Annotated in this window: 16 protein-coding genes; 14 read left to right on the forward strand and 2 right to left on the reverse strand. The window is 60.5% G+C overall.

All coding sequences use genetic code 11. The annotated features are described in order from the left end of the window. Positions 1-4 precede the first annotated feature (4 nt). The 5 genes from murG to G6K99_RS23415 are packed head-to-tail and all read left to right on the forward strand — an operon-like array spanning position 5 to position 3,902. On the forward strand, positions 5-1,129 hold the full coding sequence (murG, locus tag G6K99_RS10685) for an undecaprenyldiphospho-muramoylpentapeptide beta-N-acetylglucosaminyltransferase (protein ID WP_174196516.1): 1,125 nt from the start codon (positions 5-7) through the stop codon (positions 1,127-1,129). Continuing rightward, a complete protein-coding gene (murC, locus tag G6K99_RS10690; RefSeq protein WP_062456179.1) occupies positions 1,126-2,535 on the forward strand; it encodes a UDP-N-acetylmuramate--L-alanine ligase in 1,410 nt (469 codons plus the stop codon). The genes murG and murC overlap by 4 nt, the downstream gene beginning before the upstream one ends. 1 nt (position 2,536) lies before the next feature. Next, positions 2,537-3,511 carry a UDP-N-acetylmuramate dehydrogenase gene (gene murB / locus G6K99_RS10695; protein ID WP_113110663.1) on the forward strand — a complete coding sequence of 325 codons (975 nt, stop codon included), beginning with the start codon at positions 2,537-2,539 and terminating at the stop codon, positions 3,509-3,511. Between the two features lie 5 nt (positions 3,512-3,516). Beyond that, positions 3,517-3,783, forward strand: coding sequence for a hypothetical protein (locus tag G6K99_RS10700; RefSeq protein ID WP_092660619.1), 267 nt, complete (start codon positions 3,517-3,519; stop codon positions 3,781-3,783). Further along, positions 3,780-3,902 (forward strand): hypothetical protein, encoded by a 123-nt coding sequence (locus G6K99_RS23415; protein WP_256413795.1) that lies wholly within the window; start codon positions 3,780-3,782, stop codon positions 3,900-3,902. The genes G6K99_RS10700 and G6K99_RS23415 overlap by 4 nt, the downstream gene beginning before the upstream one ends. 79 nt (positions 3,903-3,981) lie before the next feature. On the opposite strand, the gene G6K99_RS10705 is transcribed toward G6K99_RS23415, so the two are convergent. Next, positions 3,982-5,286 carry an MFS transporter gene (locus tag G6K99_RS10705; protein WP_174196517.1) on the reverse strand — a complete coding sequence of 435 codons (1,305 nt, stop codon included), beginning with the start codon at positions 5,284-5,286 and terminating at the stop codon, positions 3,982-3,984. Between the two features lie 394 nt (positions 5,287-5,680). Here G6K99_RS10705 and G6K99_RS10710 point away from each other — a divergent pair, with 394 nt between their 5' ends. The 8 genes from G6K99_RS10710 (at position 5,681) to ligA (ending at position 17,095) form a co-directional block, all read left to right on the forward strand. Then, on the forward strand, positions 5,681-6,607 hold the full coding sequence (locus G6K99_RS10710; protein WP_174196518.1) for a D-alanine--D-alanine ligase: 927 nt from the start codon (positions 5,681-5,683) through the stop codon (positions 6,605-6,607). Further along, positions 6,595-7,515, forward strand: a complete 921-nt coding sequence (locus tag G6K99_RS10715; protein WP_174196519.1) for a cell division protein FtsQ/DivIB — start codon at positions 6,595-6,597, stop codon at positions 7,513-7,515. The genes G6K99_RS10710 and G6K99_RS10715 overlap by 13 nt, the downstream gene beginning before the upstream one ends. Further along, on the forward strand, positions 7,512-8,843 hold the full coding sequence (ftsA, locus tag G6K99_RS10720) for a cell division protein FtsA (RefSeq protein ID WP_062581091.1): 1,332 nt from the start codon (positions 7,512-7,514) through the stop codon (positions 8,841-8,843). The genes G6K99_RS10715 and ftsA overlap by 4 nt, the downstream gene beginning before the upstream one ends. Before the next feature lie 82 nt (positions 8,844-8,925). After that, the gene (ftsZ, locus tag G6K99_RS10725; RefSeq protein ID WP_062581089.1) at positions 8,926-10,686 is read left to right on the forward strand and encodes a cell division protein FtsZ; all 1,761 of its coding nucleotides are present in this window, start codon (positions 8,926-8,928) and stop codon (positions 10,684-10,686) included. A 367-nt stretch (positions 10,687-11,053) separates the two neighbouring features. Then, entirely contained in the window at positions 11,054-12,010 is a 957-nt protein-coding gene (lpxC, locus tag G6K99_RS10730) for a UDP-3-O-acyl-N-acetylglucosamine deacetylase (RefSeq protein WP_092660624.1), read from the forward strand. A gap of 192 nt (positions 12,011-12,202) precedes the next feature. Beyond that, the gene (locus G6K99_RS10735) at positions 12,203-13,069 is read left to right on the forward strand and encodes an outer membrane protein assembly factor BamD (RefSeq protein ID WP_174196520.1); all 867 of its coding nucleotides are present in this window, start codon (positions 12,203-12,205) and stop codon (positions 13,067-13,069) included. Between the two features lie 41 nt (positions 13,070-13,110). Next, on the forward strand, positions 13,111-14,784 hold the full coding sequence (recN, locus tag G6K99_RS10740) for a DNA repair protein RecN (RefSeq protein WP_174196521.1): 1,674 nt from the start codon (positions 13,111-13,113) through the stop codon (positions 14,782-14,784). A 133-nt stretch (positions 14,785-14,917) separates the two neighbouring features. Beyond that, on the forward strand, positions 14,918-17,095 hold the full coding sequence (gene ligA / locus G6K99_RS10745; RefSeq protein ID WP_174196522.1) for an NAD-dependent DNA ligase LigA: 2,178 nt from the start codon (positions 14,918-14,920) through the stop codon (positions 17,093-17,095). A gap of 3 nt (positions 17,096-17,098) precedes the next feature. Here ligA and G6K99_RS10750 read toward each other — a convergent pair whose 3' ends face one another. Then, on the reverse strand, positions 17,099-17,638 hold the full coding sequence (locus G6K99_RS10750) for a GNAT family N-acetyltransferase (RefSeq protein ID WP_174196523.1): 540 nt from the start codon (positions 17,636-17,638) through the stop codon (positions 17,099-17,101). Positions 17,639-17,913: 275 nt separating this feature from the next. On the opposite strand from G6K99_RS10750, the gene G6K99_RS10755 reads away from it, so the two are divergent. Continuing rightward, positions 17,914-18,504 (forward strand): 3'-5' exonuclease, encoded by a 591-nt coding sequence (locus G6K99_RS10755; protein WP_174196820.1) that lies wholly within the window; start codon positions 17,914-17,916, stop codon positions 18,502-18,504. Positions 18,505-18,559: the final 55 nt, after the last annotated feature.

Below are 18,559 nucleotides of genomic sequence, written 5' to 3' on the forward strand. Positions count from 1 at the left end.
GTATATGAGCAAGGGCATTATTCTGTTAGCCGCCGGGGGAACCGGCGGTCATCTTTTTCCTGCGGAAGCATTGGGTCACGAGCTGAAAGCACGGGGCTTTTCCGTGCATCTGGTGACCGACAGCCGCGCCGAGCGTTTTGCTGGCAAGTTTCCGGCTGATGAGATTCATGTCGTACCGTCGGCGACGTTCGGATCGAAAAATCCGATCGCGATGGCGCGGACTGCCTGGAAGCTCTGGACCGGTCTTCGCGCCGCGCGCAAGCTGATATCGCGTTTGCGGCCGATCGCGGTCGTCGGCTTCGGTGGCTATCCAACAGTCCCGCCATTGATGGCCTCGACCGGCATGGGTGTGCCGACGATCATCCACGAGCAAAATGCGGTGATGGGCCGCGCCAACAAGGCGCTGGCTTCGAGGGTGCAGGCGATCGCTGGCGGGTTTCTTCCCGAAACGACCGGCACATACGCGGCAAAGACCGTAACGACCGGCAATCCCGTGCGTCCCGCGGTTCTGGAAGCCGCAAACGTGCCCTACGTCGCGTCGCGGGGAACTGATCCGTTCCGGCTCGTCGTGTTCGGTGGTAGCCAGGGCGCTCAGTTCTTCTCGTCTGCCGTGCCCACGGCCTTGAGCCTTCTCGATCAATCCGAGCGGGAGAGGCTGGTTGTTACACAGCAGGCACGCCCCGAGGATCAGGGCCGTGTCGGCTCGTGCTTCGGCAAGCTGAATTCAAAGGTAGAAATCTCGCCGTTCTTCCCCGATATGGCCGAGCGTCTTGCGGCGGCACATCTCGTGGTGTGCCGCTCGGGTGCATCGACGGTATCGGAGATCTCGGTGATCGGGCGACCGTCCATTCTGGTGCCCTATCCCTATGCTCTGGATCACGACCAGGCGGCCAATGCGGCGGCGCTCGTTGCGACCGGCGGCGCCGAGGTCGTGGCGCAGTCCGAGCTTTCGCCGGAACGCCTCTCGGCGATGATATCGTCTGCCATGAATGAGCCGGAGCGGCTGGAACAGACGGCGGCAGCCGCCAAGCGGGCAGGTCGGCCCAATGCGGCGATCGCACTCGCAGACCTCGTCACCGCGGTTGCTGAACGTAAAAATATTGCAGAATTCAAGGGAGTACGGGCATGAAGATGCCGAAGGCTATTGGCCTCGTTCATTTCATCGGCATCGGCGGGATCGGCATGAGCGGTATCGCCGAAGTGCTGCACAATCTCGGCCACAACGTTCAGGGCTCCGACCAGGCCGATAGCGCCAACGTGCAGCGCCTGCGCGACAAGGGTATCCCGGTTTTCGTTGGCCATACCGCCGAAAACCTCGGCGATGCGGAAGTCGTGGTCGTTTCGACAGCGATCAAGAAGAACAACCCGGAACTGGTTGCTGCGCGCGAAAAATCGCTGCCGATCGTCCGGCGCGCGGAAATGCTGGCGGAACTGATGCGCTTCCGCAATGCGATCGCGATCGGCGGCACGCATGGCAAGACCACCACGACCTCGATGGTCGCGGCATTGCTCGAAGCCGGCAATCTCGATCCGACCGTCATCAACGGCGGCATCATCAACGCCTACGGCACCAACGCCCGCATGGGCGAGGGCGAGTGGATGGTGGTGGAAGCCGACGAATCGGACGGTACCTTCCTAAAACTGCCCGCTGACGTCGCGGTTGTGACCAATATCGATCCGGAGCATCTCGACCACTACGGCAATTTCGACGCGGTGCGGGCGGCCTTCCGGCAATTCGTCGAGAACGTGCCGTTCTACGGCTTCGGCATTCTCTGCCTCGATCACCCGGAAGTGCAGGCGCTGGTCGGCAAGATCGAGGACCGCAAGGTCGTCACCTATGGCGAGAACCCGCAGGCCGATGCGCGGTTTTCGAACATCCGCATGGAGGGCACCAAGTCGATCTTCGACGTGGAAATCCGTCGCCGTCGCACCGGCCGGATCTTCACCTTCAAGGATCTCGTGTTGCCGATGCCAGGCCGCCACAACATCTCCAACGCAACGGCCGCGATTGCCGTCGCCAACAGGCTCGGGATATCGGAAGAGAATATCCGCAAGGGGCTTGCGAATTTCTCCGGCGTCAAGCGCCGCTTCACCCTGACCGGCACTGTCGACGGCGTTTCCATCTTCGACGATTACGGTCACCATCCGGTCGAGATCAAGGCCGTGCTGAAGGCAGCGCGCGAGGCATGCCAGGGGCGTGTCATCGCCGTCCACCAGCCGCACCGTTTCTCCCGGTTGTCGAGCCTGTTTGACGATTTTGCGAATTGTTTTAACGATGCCGACAGTATCATCCTTGCGCCGGTCTATGCCGCGGGGGAAGATCCGATCGAAGGGGTCAATTCAGAATCGCTGGTGTCGCGGATCAAATCGAGCGGCCACCGCGATGCGCGTTACATGACCTCTCCGAGCGAACTGGCTTCGATCGTCTCCGGCATTGCTAAGCCGGGGGATTTCGTGGTGCTTCTGGGGGCAGGCAACATCACGCAATGGGCTGCGTCGTTGCCGAAGGAACTTGAGAGATTTTCGGGACAGTAGAATGAAACAAGTAAATGGGGAAAAGCTGCTGACGTCACTCGGGGACGGCGTCAAGAACTTGCGTGGTCGTCTGACGCCGAATGCACCGATGGACCGTGTCACGTGGTTCCAGGCGGGCGGACTTGCCGAGCTGATGTTCCAGCCGCATGACGCCGAGGATCTCGCGACTTTCCTCAAGATGCTACCGCAAGAGGTCCCGTTGACCGTTGTCGGCGTCGGCTCCAATCTGCTGGTGCGCGATGGTGGTATTCCGGGCGTTGTGGTCCGTCTCTCTGCTAAGGGGTTCGGCCAGCTCGATCTCATGGGTGACAACCGGATCAAGGCCGGTGCGATCTGCCCGGACAAGCACCTCGCTGCGATGGCGATGGACAATGGTATCGGCGGGTTTGCCTTCTACTACGGCATACCGGGTTCGATTGGCGGGGCGCTGCGGATGAACGCCGGCGCCAATGGCGGGGAGACTGCCGAGCGGCTGGTCGAAGTCCATGCCGTCGATCGCGAGGGCAACGAGCATGTGCTTTCCAACGAGGACATGGGATACAGCTACCGCCATTCATCGGCTTCCAAGGACCTGATCTTCACCCATGCGGTGTTCGAAGGGTACCCGGAGGACCGTGCCAAGATCCGCGCCGACATGGACGCTGTGCGCCAGCACCGCGAGACCGTGCAGCCGGTCAAGGAAAAGACCGGCGGCTCTACCTTCAAGAACCCGGAAGGCCATTCCGCCTGGAGCCTTATCGACGAGGCCGGCGGCCGCGGCCTGATGAACGGCGGCGCCCAGATGTCGTCGCTGCATTGCAATTTCATGATCAATATCGGCCATGCCACCGGCTATGATCTCGAATATCTCGGCGAGATGGTGCGCCAGCGCGTGTTCGACAAATCGGGCATCAAGCTGGAGTGGGAGATCAAGCGCCTCGGTATCTTCATGCCGGGCCGGGAAGTGCGGCCCTTCCAGGGTGCGACGACGGAGTAGCTGACATGAGCGACCCGTTCGATTTTGGAAAGGAGGAGCGGAAGCTCCTTCTTGTCCACAACGAACGGACCAAACTCCGGGCCAACGCGCTGGACAGGCTCTCCAGCGCGTCCGTTGCGGCCGGCTTCATTGCTCCGATCGCATCGATGTCCAATAACGGCGTCACGTTTGGTATTTCGGTATCAATCGTTGCCTCGACCACGGCTTGGATTTTCACCGCATTGGTACTACATTTTGCTGCACAGCTCATGTTGGGGAAACTGAGGCCATGAATTTCGCTGCAGCTTTTTATCTTTACATCCTGCCGTTGAGTATCTCAGGCATTGCCCTGGCATGGATGGCTTATGAAAAGTGGAAAGAGCGACGCGGGCCGCCGCATGCCGGCGAATAGGGAACGACAAGTTTACAAAGAAAAGCCCGCGAAGTCAGAGACTTCGCGGACTTTTTTGTCAGTTTGATTCCGGCTTAGTTCAAACTTCGTCTTTGCCCGACAGGAGAATGCAGACCAGCGTGATCACGGCAGCGATGCCGAGATAGTAGCCGACATAGGTCATGCCGTAATTGGCCTGCAGGTAGGTTGCGATATAGGGCGCGAGAGACGCGCCGAAGATGCCGGCGAGGTTGAAGGTGATCGAAGAGCCCGTATAGCGGACAGCCGTCGGGAAGGGTGCTGCAAGCGCCGTTCCGATCAGGCCGTAGGTCATGCCCATCAGCACCATCGCCAGTACGACGAACAGGAAGATCATGCCTTCGCCATTGGTCATCAGTGCCGGCAGGACAAACGAGAACAGCCCGATCAGCACCGTCGTCACGATCAGCATCTCGCGGCGTCCGTAGCGGTCACCCAGCTTGCCAACGATCGGAATGAAAATGCCGAACACGATCGAGCCGAGCAACTGCACCTCGAGCGCATCGAGGAACGGCATCTTCAGGATCTTGACGTTGTAGGACAGAAGATAGGCCGAGCCGATGTAGAACAGCACGAAGGTTGCAAGCGCCACGAAAGTGCCAAGCGCCAGGCTGCGCTTGTGCGTGCGGAACAGTTCCACGACCGGGATCTCGACCCGCTCCTGCTTGTCGATCGTCTTCTGGAAGGCTGGCGTCTCGGTGATCGAGAGGCGTACCCAAAGGCCAACGGCAATCAGCAGGATCGATGCAATGAACGGAATGCGCCAGCCCCAGGATAGAAGCGCATCCTGCGACATGAAGTGCAGCAGGATCCAGAACACGCCCGAAGACAGGAACAGGCCGACAGGAGCGCCAAGCTGCGGGAACATGCCGTACCAGGTGCGCTTACCCGGAGGTGCGTTTTCGGTCGCGAGCAGAACAGCACCGCCCCATTCGCCGCCGAGGCCAAAGCCCTGGCCGAAACGGCAAAGCGCCAGAAGCAGCGGTGCTGCCACGCCGATCGTCTCATAGGTCGGCAGCAGGCCGATGATCACGGTGGAAATGCCCATGGTCAAAAGTGCGGCAACCAGCGTTGTCTTGCGTCCGATCCGGTCACCGAAATGGCCGAACACGACGGCACCGAGCGGGCGGGCAAAAAATGCGATCGAGAAGGTTGCGAACGAGGCAAGCAGTGCGGTCGTCGGATCGCTGTTGGGGAAGAACAGCGCCGGGAAGACGAGGACCGCAGCCGTCGCGTAAACGTAGAAATCGAAGAACTCGATCGTCGTGCCGACCAGGCTGGCCGTCAGGACGCGTGCAGGAGAATTCATTGCAACATGCGCTAACGGCTCAGCTGACGGCGAAGCGGGAGGCGTCGCGTTTGTCATACTGATTCCAATTCAGGAGATTTAAATATGCGGCTCTCTAGGAGTACCGGCTGCGACATACAGCAGTTTTCTGACGAGTAAAACAAAAAACGCGCAATAAACGGCACGTTTTCACCCCTGGATCCATTGCGATCTTACCGCGCTCGAGCAGCTGTTCGAGCTGCATGTCCCGTGCGGTACCATGCGACCTCAAGTCCTGCATTAACCATTTCAAAATCTAATTTGTGCTTCAATTTCAGCCTGTTGGGTTCTCCTATTAAGGAAAGTAAACGATTTGTTAACCATTTTGGTGCACCAATAGCCTGGCGATCAGATCTGAGAAAGAATCGTTGGTCGTACAAGTTTGGCGCAAGCGATGTCGCTTAAGCCTAAAGCCCTTTTCCGGGAGTGGTTGATGAACGACATGCATGTGGCTGTATTGATGGGAGGGTTTTCCTCCGAGCGGCCGGTCAGCCTGTCTTCCGGCAACGCCTGTGCTGAGGCTTTGGAAGGCGAGGGTTACAAGGTGACGCGGGTTGATGTCGATCGTGATGTCGCAGCGGTTCTTGCCAGCCTGCGCCCGGATGTCGCCTTCAATGCGCTGCATGGTCCCTTCGGTGAAGATGGCACCATCCAGGGCGTGCTCGAATATCTCGAGATCCCCTATACGCATTCCGGCGTTCTTGCCTCCGCTCTCGCGATGGACAAGCAGCAGGCGAAGCACGTGGCCAAGGCTGCCGGTATTCCTGTTGCTGAAGCCAAGGTCATGGATCGTCATGACTTCACGAACGAGCATCCAATCGCCACGCCTTACGTCGTCAAGCCGGTGCGCGAAGGCTCGTCCTTCGGCGTCGTCATCGTCAAGGAAGGCCAGTCTCACCCGCCGCAGATCATTACCTCGCCGGAATGGAAGTACGGCAGCCAGGTGATGGTCGAGCGTTATGTCTATGGCCGCGAGCTGACCTGCGGCGTCATGGGCGATGTGGCGCTGGGTGTGACGGAAGTCATCCCGAACGGCGACGCGTTCTATGACTACGATGCGAAATATGCGGTCGGTGGTTCGAGCCACGTCATTCCCGCACAAATTTCACCAAATATTTACCAAAAAATTCAATCCTTGGCGCTTGAGGCGCACCGGGCGATGGGGTGCCGTGGCGTCAGTCGCTCGGACTTTCGCTTCGACGACCGGTTTTCCGAAGACGGCGAAGTCATCTGGCTCGAAATCAACACGCAGCCCGGGATGACGCCGACCTCGCTTGTGCCTGAGATGGCTGTTCATGCTGGTCATACTTTTGGTGGTCTCGTCCGTTGGATGGTGGAGGACGCGTCGTGTTTGCGTTGAATAGCAAAAAAGCTGACGATCACGGCCGGGCAAACTATCTCGGCGCTGAAGAGCGTCGTGTACTGCCGCGTCCACTGCGCCGCGTCGTCCGCTTCGGCTTGAGCCTTGCGACGGGCCGCATCCATATCCCTGACCATACCGGCACGTTTGCGACATTCGGTTTCTTCGCAGTCGTCGGCCTCTACGGAATGTCGCTTGGCGGCCATGCCCAGACGGTTGCTCAGGCGACGACGGCTGCCGTCGGTTTCGCCATCGAAGACGTTCGCGTCTCGGGCAATGACCAGACGTCGGAAATCGACATCCTGCAGCTTCTCGGTCTCGACGGCACGACCTCGCTGGTCGCTCTCGATGTCGGTCAGGCGCGCCGCAAGCTGTCCGAGCTTCCCTGGGTTCGCTATGCCGAAGTCCGCAAAGTCTATCCGCGCACCATCGAAGTGATGCTCAAGGAGCGCGAGGCTTTCGGGATCTGGCAGAACGGTTCGGATCTCGCTCTGATCGAAAAGAACGGTTCCATCATCGCGCCGCTGCGGGACAGCAAGTTCGCTTCCCTGCCACTGTTCGTGGGTCGTGAAGCAGACAAGGCCGCATCCGCTTTCGTCGATCAGATGGCTGCGTGGCCGGAGCTTCGCTCGCGGGTGAAGGCCTATGTTCGCGTCGCCGGTCGTCGCTGGGATTTGCACATCGACAACGGCGTTGTACTCAAGCTGCCGGAAACCCAGGTCGAGACCGCGCTCAGCGTGCTGGCTCGTCTGGAAAAGGAAGAACGGATCCTGGAGCGTGACATCGCTGCCGTCGATCTTCGCCTGCACGACCGCACAACCGTTGAACTTACTTCTGCCGCCACCGAACGCCGCAACGAGGCAGTCGAGGCACGCACGAAGGCGTTGAAGAAGGCAGGAGAGACGTGAGTGTATTCGGTTCTTCCAATTACGGGCTTCCGCACATGAAGCCACTGTCTTCCAAGCGCAGCCACATCGTTTCGGTGCTCGACATCGGCTCGACCAAGGTCGTGTGCATGATTGCGCGGCTGACGCCAAAGCAGGAAAGCCAGATCCTGCCGGGTCGGACCCATCATGTCGAGATCATCGGCATCGGCCACCAGCGTTCGCGCGGCGTCAAGTCCGGCGTCATCGGCGATCTCGATGCGGCGGAAAGCGTCGTCCGTCTTGCGGTTGACGCTGCAGAGCGCATGGCCGGCCTCACGGTCGACAGCCTCATCGTCAATGTTTCGGCTGGTCGTCTGACCAGCGACGTCTATACGGCATCGATCGACCTCGGTGGACAGGAAGTCGAATCGGCCGATCTGAAGCGTGTTCTCGTCGCAGCCAGCCAGAAGTCGGCTCGCCAGGACCGCGCAATCCTTCACTCGCTGCCGACCGGCTTCACGCTGGATGGCGAAGTCGGGATCCGCGATCCGCTGGCGATGTACGGCGATATGCTGGGCGTCGATATGCATGTCGTCACCGCCGAGCGCGTGATGCTGCGCAACCTCGAGCTCTGCATCAACCGGGCGCATCTGTCCGTCGAGGGCATGGTGGCAACGCCCTATGCCAGCGGCCTTGCAGCACTTGTCGACGACGAAGTCGAACTGGGTTGTGCGGCGATCGACATGGGCGGCGGCACGACAACAATTTCGGTGTTTGCCGAGGGCAAGCTCGTTCATACGGATGCGATCGGCCTCGGTGGCCATCACGTCACCACTGACCTTGCACGTGGTCTTTCGACCCGGATCGAGGATGCCGAGCGGATGAAGGTCGTGCATGGCTCGGCCGTCTCCAACGGCGCAGACGACCGCGACATGATTTCGGTTCCGCCGATCGGCGAGGACGACCGCGACCAGCCGACCCAGGTTCCGCGCTCGCTCGTGACCCGGATCGTCAAGGCCCGCATCGAAGAAACGCTGGAACTGATTCGTGACCGGATCCAGAAATCCGGTTTCAGCCCGATCGTCGGCAAGCGCGTGGTTCTGACGGGCGGTGCCAGCCAGTTGACCGGCCTGTCGGAGACAGCCCGTCACATTCTGGCCCGCAATGTTCGTATTGGTCGTCCGATGGGCATTTCCGGCTTGCCGGCTGCCGCCAAGGGCCCGGCCTTTTCGACGGCCGTCGGACTGATGATCTACCCGCAGGTCGCGGACCTCGAAACACATGCATCCCAGAGCGGCCTGATCGGCTCGCTCGGAAATGGAAACGGCCGTCTCGCCCGTGTCGGGCAATGGCTCAAGGAAAGTTTTTGACCCGGGCTCTGCTCCCGGATCAGAGAAGTTGCAATGAATTGGCCAGCTCGGCAATGCGGCCACGAGAAGAAGGACAGGTACAATGACGATCAAGCTTCAAAAGCCTGATATTACCGAGCTGAAGCCTCGGATCACCGTATTCGGCGTCGGCGGCGGCGGCGGCAATGCCGTCAACAACATGATCACCGCAGGGCTGGAAGGCGTCGATTTCGTCGTTGCCAATACCGATGCCCAGGCGCTGACCATGACCAAGGCCGAGCGGATCATCCAGATGGGTGTGCAGGTCACCGAAGGTCTCGGCGCAGGTTCGCAGCCGGAAGTCGGTCGCGCTGCCGCTGAGGAATGCCTCGACGAGATCATCGATCACCTCAACGGCACGCATATGTGCTTCGTCACCGCCGGCATGGGCGGCGGCACCGGCACCGGTGCGGCTCCAGTCGTTGCACAGGCTGCCCGCAACAAGGGCATTCTCACGGTTGGCGTCGTCACCAAGCCGTTCCACTTTGAAGGCGGTCGCCGCATGCGGCTTGCCGAACAGGGCATCCAGGAACTGCAGAAGTCGGTCGACACGCTGATCGTCATTCCGAACCAGAACCTATTCCGCATCGCCAACGACAAGACGACGTTTGCCGACGCCTTCGCCATGGCCGACCAGGTTCTCTATTCGGGCGTTGCCTGCATCACCGACCTGATGGTCAAGGAAGGCCTCATCAACCTCGACTTCGCGGACGTTCGTTCCGTGATGCGCGAAATGGGCCGTGCGATGATGGGCACCGGCGAAGCTTCGGGTTCGGGCCGTGCGATGCAGGCAGCGGAAGCTGCTATCGCCAACCCGCTGCTCGACGAGACTTCGATGAAGGGTGCACAGGGCCTGCTGATCTCCATCACCGGTGGTCGCGACCTCACACTGTTCGAAGTCGACGAAGCGGCAACCCGCATCCGCGAAGAAGTCGATCCGGACGCCAACATCATCCTCGGCGCAACCTTCGACGAAGCGCTGGAAGGCATCATCCGCGTCTCCGTCGTTGCCACCGGCATCGACCGCGCCCATGGCGAAATCGACCTGCGTGCCGCTGAAATGCGCGCAGCCCAGAAGCCGATTATCCGTCCTTCGGCGGCCGTTGCTCCGGCTCCGGCCGCACAGCAGCCTGTCATGATGCAGGCACCGGTTCAGGCCGCAGCGCCTGCGCCAATGGCTCCGAAGGCAGTCGATCCGATCGCCGAGACCATCCGCCAGGCCGAAGCCGACATGGAACGCGAACTGGCTATCCCACAGCCGGTCTTGCAGCAGCCTGCAGCGCCCGCGCCGCAGCCTGTCATGCAGCAGCAGCCGCCGGCCGAAGAGGCTTTCCGTCCGCAGAGCCGTCTGTTCGCACAGTCTGCACCGGTTGAAGCCGCTCCGCAGGTTTCGCGCCCGGCTCCGCAGATGACGCAGCAGCCAGCACCGCGCATGACACAGCCGGTTCAGCAGGAACCTGTCTACCGCGAACCTGTCATGGAACCGGTCCGCATGCCGAAGGTCGAGGATTTCCCGCCGGTCGTTAAGGCCGAGATGGATCACCGCACGCAGCCTGCCAGCCATGTGCAGGAAGAGCGCGGCCCGATGGGGCTTCTGAAGCGAATCACCAACTCGCTTGGCCGTCGCGACGAAGAAGAGCACGTCGAACCAGCCGCCGCACCGGCTCCGGTTCAACAGCAGCGCCGTCCGCTGTCGCCTGAGGCAAGCCTCTACGCACCGCGTCGTGGCAACCTCGACGATCACGGTCGTTCGGTTCCGCAGAGCTCGCAGCATGACGACGATCAGCTCGAAATTCCGGCATTCCTTCGCCGTCAGTCGAACTGATTTGTGGGAGCGTCGCAGCGTCAGCGCGCGGCGTTCAACAAATGTCTGCAGAGCCCGGGTCGTTGCACCCGGGCTTTGTGTATCCGGACGTCTGAGGCGTTAAGGATTTTGTCCTGAACCTCTGGGAAAGCTGCCTTAATTCAAGTTGTTAACCGGTAGACGTCCGCGTTTGTGTCTTGAGTCCTAACACCGCGTCATTCTGCGGGTTGGTGGCGTAACAATCCGATACGAACAGTGATTTGGAATGTTAAAGACGCCTGCGTATGTAAGACGATAAGTGATGCTGACATGAACGTTTGAGAGGCGTTGTCGCCGGTATCTAACCAAGCTCGATCCCAGACCAGGGGTCTTGAGAGAAGGCATTAGAATGACCATCGGATTGCTCGGTTTCCAGACCACCATCGCGGCCCCGGTTTCTTTGACCGGTATTGGCGTGCATTCGGGGTCTCCGGTCAGCATCACATTCCAGCCTGCTGAAGCCAATTCCGGTATCATCTTCGCGCGTCAGTTTGATGACGGGTCTTCTGCCGAATACCGCGCCGTTTCCTCTCAGGTTGGACCGACCGATCTCTGCACGATCCTCGGTTCATCGCCTGCCACCTGGGTTGCCACGATCGAACACGTGATGGCAGCACTCTACGCGCTCGGGATCGACAACGTGACTGTCGATGTCGATGGCGCCGAAATGCCGATCATGGACGGCAGCTCCTATCCTTTCATCGATGCGATCGAACAGGTCGGCATCGTCAATCTCAATGTGAAGCGTCGCTACATCCGTGTCATCAAGCCGGTCCGAATCGAATCGGGCGCGTCCTGGTCAGAGTTCCGGCCGCATGATGGTACCCGCTTTGAAGTCGAGATCGATTTCGCATCTCCGCTGATCGGCCGTCAGAGCTGGAACGGTGAACTGACCGCAGCGCGGTTCAAGCAGGATCTTTCACGGGCTCGTACATTCGGCTTCATGCGTGACGTCGAGCGCCTTTGGGCTGCTGGCTACGCTCTCGGTTCGTCGCTTGAGAATTCCGTCGTCATTTCCGATGACGAAACGGTCGTGAACGTCGAGGGTCTCCGTTACCAAGACGAATTCGTGCGCCACAAGACGCTGGACGCGGTTGGCGATCTTGCGCTTGCCGGCGCTCAGTTCATTGGCTGCTACCGCTCCTATCGCGGCGGCCACAAGATGAACGCCAATGCGCTGAAAGCTCTGCTCAACGATCCGACGGCCTATGAAATCGTCGAAGCGCCATCGTCGCGGGTTGCGCGCGTGAGGGCCGGAGATTTCGTTCCGGTCAGCGTCAGTGAACTGGCGCCGTCTTTTGCTTGAATAACAACTCCAGTCGACTTGGCCGCTTCCGTTGGAAGCGGCTTTTCTTTTGAATAGCCATGTGTGCTGCGGTCGGTGCCACAAAAATGCGTTAATGGGTGAGCATTGCGTTGCTCTGCCAATACTTTTATGGCTAGAACGACCTGCTTTCGGGCAGCAGGGCAAAACGGGCGAGACATCGGGAATTGTCGAATGGCGTATGCGAAGGCTGTAGAAATGCGTAGAGCGGCAAGGATCGCACTTGTATCGTTGGTGTTTGCGGGTGCCGGTCTCGGCCTTACCGCATGCCAGTCGGACAAAGACATCGACATCACCAAGCTCGGCTTCGAAAGCGAATCGCCCGAGGCGCTCTACAATCAGGGCCTTGCCAACATGAAGGCGGGCAATGTCGTCGAGGCGAGCCGCAAATTCGACGCCATCGACAAACAGAACCCGTTCACCGAATGGGGCCGCAAGGCTCTCGTGATGAGCACGTTCAGCAAATATCGCATGGGCCGCAACGACGAGGCCATCACGGCCGGCAACCGTTATCTCAATCAGTATCCGCGTTCGGCTGATTCCGCCTATGTGCAGTATCTGGTTGGCCTGTCCTATTCCAAGCAGGTGGCCGACGTCACGCAGGACCAGAAGGCCGCCAACAGCACGATCGATGCGATGACCAAGGTCGTGCGCGATTATCCAGATTCCGAATATGTCGAGGACGCGCAGGCCAAGATCCGCTTTGCCCGTGACCAGCTTGCCGGCAAGGAAATGCAGATCGGCCGCTACTATCTCGAGCGCAAGGAATATCTTGCGGCCGTCACGCGCTTCCGCAGGGTCGTCGAGACCTTTTCCAATACCAACCAAGTCGAAGAAGCCCTGGCACGTCTGACGGAATCCTATTACGCGATGGGCATCGTCGAAGAGGCGCAGACCGCAGCGGCCGTGCTTGGTCGCAACTATCCGGATAGCCAGTGGTACGCAGACTCCTATAAGCTCCTGCAGTCCGGTGGCGTGCAGCCGCGCGAGAACAAGGGCTCGTGGATTGCGCGTGCCGGCGCAAAGATCATTGGCGCCTGAGACCTTTCAACCAAAGTGCCTGACATGATAGGCGAGGCCGCATGCTGATCCAGCTTTCGATCCGCGACATCGTTCTGATCGAGAAGCTGGACCTTGCTTTCGAAGCGGGCCTATCCGTGCTGACCGGCGAGACCGGTGCAGGCAAATCCATCCTTCTCGACAGTCTTTCTCTGGCGCTGGGCGGCCGCGGCGATGGTGGCCTTGTGCGCCATGGCGAGGACAAGGGGCAGGTGACGGCGGTCTTTGACGTGCCTGTCAACCATTCCGCCCGCAAGCTTTTGCGCGATAATGGCATAGATGACGACGGCGATCTGATCTTCCGGCGTATCCAGTCTGCCGACGGTCGCACCCGGGCCTCGATCAACGACCAGCCGGTCAGCGTGCAGATGATGCGCCAGGCGGGGCAGGTTCTGGTCGAGATCCACGGCCAGCACGACGATCGTGCACTGATCGATACGGGTGCCCACCGCACTCTTGTCGATGCCTTTGCAGGCCTCAACGATGAGGTGCTTGCGATTTCCCACCTTTTCAAAGCCTGGCGGGATGCCGACCGCACCTTGAAGACGCATCGCGCCAAGGTGGAGGCCGCCGCGCGGGAAGCCGATTATATCAGGGCCTCGGTCGAGGAACTGGAAGCGCTCTCTCCCCGCGACGGCGAGGAGGAGGAACTGGCCGAGCAGCGCTCGAAGATGCAGAAGTCCGAGCGCATCGCCGGCGACATTTCGGAAGCCTCGGAATTCCTCAACGGCAACGGTTCGCCTGTGCCGCTGATCGCCTCCATGGTGCGGCGTCTCGAGCGCAAGAGCCATGAGGCGCCGGGCCTGCTGGAAGAGACCGTCGAGCTTCTGGATCAGGCGCTGAACCATCTGTCGAACGCACAGATGGAAGTGGAAACCGCGCTTCGCCGGACTGAATTTGATCCGCGCGAACTGGAACGGGTCGAGGAGCGGCTGTTTGCACTTCGTGCCGCCGGCCGCAAGTATTCGGTCGCCGTCGTCGATCTTCCAGCCCTTGCCGAAAAGATGGTGGCTGACCTTGCCGATCTAGATGCCGGCGAGGAACGGTTGGGCGAGTTGGAAAAACTTGCGGCGGCTGCGAAAGAGGAATTCGATCGGGCTGCTCTCGTTCTCTCGGACAAACGTAAGATCGGTGCGGAGACGCTGGCCGAAGCGGTGATGCAGGAATTGCCAGCGCTGAAGCTGGAGCGGGCGCGCTTCATGGTGGAGGTTACCGCCAATCCGGAGGCTGCGGCCGCCGAGGGTATCGATACGGTCGAATTCCATGTCCAGACCAATCCGGGCACACGCCCCGGGCCGATCATGAAGGTCGCGTCCGGCGGCGAGCTTTCGCGCTTCCTTTTGGCGCTCAAGGTGGCGCTTGCCGATCGCGGTTCGGCACCAACGCTCGTCTTCGACGAAATCGACACCGGTGTCGGCGGTGCAGTGGCCGATGCGATCGGCCAGCGGCTGAAGCGTCTGTCGGGCACCGTGCAGGTTCTCTCGGTCACCCACGCGCCGCAGGTGGCGGCCCGCGCCGCGACTCATCTTCTGATCTCCAAGGGTCCGGCCGGCGACGGTTCCGACAAGATCGCCACGCGGGTGGCAACCATGGCGCCGGAAAACCGCACCGAGGAAATTGCCCGCATGCTGGCCGGTGCTTCGGTAACGGACGAGGCGAGGGCGGCTGCAAGAAGCCTGCTCGCGGGCAACGGCTGAGGTCTCGGGAGCGTGCGGTGAGGCTTGCCCGGACACTGCATCTCGGGGCGTCCAGCGACAGCAGAGATGGCCGCTGCTTCTTCCAATCTTTTCAGATTGCACTAGAAATGCCGTTGAAGATGGAGATTCCCGCATGACCGCTGAGCAGACCCCGACCGAGACCCCTGTTGACGATTTGACAGGACAGGCCGCGGCCGATGAACTGGAGCGTCTGGCGAAGGAACTTGCCCATCACGACGAGCTCTACCACGCCAAGGACGCGCCTGACATTTCCGACGCCGCCTACGACGCGCTGAAGAAGCGCAATGCGGCAATCGAAGAGCGTTTCCCGCAGCTGATCAGGGCAGACTCGCCGTCCATCAAGGTCGGTGCAGCACCTCTGCCGACCTTTGCGCAGATCACCCATTCGCGACCCATGCTCTCGCTCGACAACGCCTTTGCCGACGACGACGTCCGCGACTTCGTGAACTCCGTCTACCGCTTTCTCGGCCAGTTGCCGGATGGTTCGATCGCGTTCACGGCGGAACCGAAGATCGACGGCTTGTCGATGTCGATCCGCTACGAAAACGGGATCCTCGTCAATGCCGCGACCCGCGGCGATGGCACGACAGGCGAAAACGTCACGGCCAATATCAAGACGATCAAGGAAATCCCCAATCGCCTGCCCAAAGGCGTTCCTGCCGTCGTCGAGGTTCGCGGCGAAGTCTATATGGGCAAGAGCGATTTCCTGGCGCTCAATGCGGAGATGGAAGCGAAGGGCAAGCAGCTCTACGTCAATCCGCGCAACACGGCGGCAGGCTCACTGCGCCAGCTCGATGCCAAGGTGACGGCCAGCCGCAAGCTGAAATTCTTCGCCTATGCCTGGGGAGAGATGTCCGAGCCGAACGATCTGCCGACCACGCAATACGAGATGGTGCAGACCTTCAAGGACTGGGGTTTCCCGGTCAATCCGCTGATGAAGCGGCTGAATTCACTCGAGGATATTCTCGGCCACTACCGCGAGATCGGCCTCGAGCGTCCCGAACTCGACTATGATATCGACGGTGTCGTCTACAAGGTCGACCGGCTCGATCTGCAGGCGCGCCTCGGTTTCCGCTCGCGCTCTCCGCGCTGGGCGACGGCCCACAAATTCCCCGCCGAGCAGGCGTTCACGACGGTCGAGAATATCGACATCCAGGTCGGCCGCACCGGCGCGCTGACACCGGTGGCGCGATTGACCCCGATCACCGTCGGCGGCGTGGTCGTTACCAACGCGACGCTGCATAACGAGGATTATATCAAGGGCATCGGCAATTCCGGCGAGCGGATCCGCGAAGACGATCACGACATCCGCATCGGCGACACGGTCATCGTGCAGCGTGCCGGCGACGTCATCCCGCAGGTTCTCGACGTGGTCATGGAAAAGCGGCCGGCGGATGCCAAGGCCTATGAGTTTCCGAAGAAATGCCCGGTCTGCGGCAGTCATGCGGTGCGCGAGAAGAACGAGAAGACCGGCAAGCTCGATTCGGTCACCCGCTGCACCGGCGGCTTCGTCTGCCGTGCGCAGGCGACCGAACACCTGAAGCATTTCGTCTCACGCAATGCCTATGACATCGAAGGGCTTGGGGCAAAACAGGTCGACTTCTTCTTCGAGGCGGAAGATCCGGCGCTGCAGATCCGCACTGCGCCCGACATTTTCACGCTGAAGAAGCGTCAGGAAACATCGAAACTGCTGAAGCTCGAAAACATCGACGGGTTCGGCAGGATCAGCGTCCGGAAACTGTTCGACGCGATCGACGAGCGGCGCTCGATCGCGCTCAACCGCTTCATCTACGCGCTCGGCATCCGCCATGTCGGCGAGACGACGGCGAAGCTTCTGGCGCGCCACTACGGCACCTACGAGGCCTTTGCCGAGGCCATGAAGGACGCGGCCAGTCTCTCCGGGGATGCCTGGGCTGACCTCAACAATATCGAGGGCATCGGCGAGATCGTCGCCCGCGCCATCGTCGAGTTCTTCAAGGAGCCCCGCAATCTCGACGTCGTGACGCGTCTCCTGACCGAGGTGACGCCGCAGGCGGCGGAACAGATCGCGGCATCGAACAGCCCTGTCGCCGGAAAGACGGTCGTCTTCACCGGCTCTCTGGAGCGCTTTACCCGCGACGAGGCCAAGGCCCGTGCCGAAGGGCTCGGCGCCAAGGTGGCCGGTTCCGTTTCCAAGAAGACCGACTATGTCGTTGCCGGCCCCGGCGCCGGTTCCAAGCTCGACAAGGCAAGGGAACTCGGCGTCGAGGTGATGACGGAAGACGAGTGGCTGACGTTTATCGGTGGCTGATCATCAAGTCCTCAGCCGCGCCATCGCATAGGCGTCGACGTAACGACCGTCGCGAAAGGCGTCGTCCCTGAGATGCCCTTCGATAACGAAGCCGTAGCGCTCGTAGAGCCTGATGGCGTCGTGGTTGTCGGTGAAGACGTCGAGTTCCAGGCGGTGCAGGTTCAGCCAGTTGTCGGCAAGGTCGATCGCGGCCTTCATCAAGGCCGAGCCGACGCCGCGGCCGACAAAGTCGTCGTGCACGCCCATGCCGATCGTCCCGACATGCCGGCGGCGGCCCTGTAGCGGACCGAGAAAGATGTCGCCGATGATGACGCCGTCCATGTCCGCCACGAGCTTCTTTGCGCCGGGCGCCGGGTTTTCCAGATATTGGCGCGTCTCAGCCACGGCCTGATATGGCAGCCTCAGCGTGCCGTAGCGATATCCGGGAAGATTGGCGAGGGCCGTGATGGCCGCCGCATCGTCAGGTGTCGACGACCTGATGACGTAACCTCCTAGCCGTTCGGCTCGGGGTGGTTTTTCCTGGATTTCGTCGCTCGATGGCATGATGGCTCTCCTTCAGGTATGACCGAGGCAGAGCGGACCAGCCGATCCCTGCCAGTTTCGGCAGGGTGGTGGACGGATGATCGACTAACGCGCCAAACCCGCCACACGCCCTGCAAGGCGGATGGTCATGGTAAGATGGGTAAGGGCGATAGCGTTCATCATGGATCACATTGGGCCTGACAATCATGTGGAGGTCAAGATGCAGGCGGGGATCCGCTTTGCCGAATCGCTCCATCCGGCATAAAAGTCCGATGACCGAAGATTAGGACGTGACCTTGAAGACCATTGCGATCGATTTCGAAACCGCCAACGAACAGCGCGGCAGCGCCTGCTCGGTGGGCCTCGCGTGGATCGAGGATGGTCGTGTTGTGCGGGTCGAGGAACGGCTGATCCGGCCGCGGGACATGCGGTTTTCGTCCTTCAACATCGCCATTCATGGGATTCGGCCCGACCATGTCGAGGATGCCGGCGAGTTTCCCGAAGTGATGGACGAGTTCATCGACGATTTTCGCGGCGCGACGATGATCGCTCATAATGCCGCATTCGATTTCAGCGTCTGGCGCGCCTGTCTTGATCAGTACCGCCAGTCCTATCCGGAACTGTCCTATCTCTGCAGCGTCAAGATGGCGCAAAAGGTCTGGCCGCATCTGATCTCGCACAAGCTCAATATCCTCGCGCAGCACCTGGGGCTGAGCTTCCTGCATCACAATGCAGCCGAGGATGCCGCCGTCTGTGCCGAAGCCTCGATCGCGATTGCACAGTCGCTTGAGGTCATGCATATCCACGATATTCCAACCGCGATCGGCATGCGGGCAGGGCGGTTGTTTTCCGGTGGCTATGATGCCTGCACATTGCGCAAGCAGTGATCACTTGTAACCCCGCTGCCGAAGCTTATCTCTGATCACGTATCGTTGACTGGAG

The sequence above is a fragment of the Neorhizobium sp. AL 9.2.2 genome (genome assembly GCF_013317225.1).
In the GTDB taxonomy this organism is placed as follows: domain Bacteria; phylum Pseudomonadota; class Alphaproteobacteria; order Rhizobiales; family Rhizobiaceae; genus Neorhizobium; species Neorhizobium soli.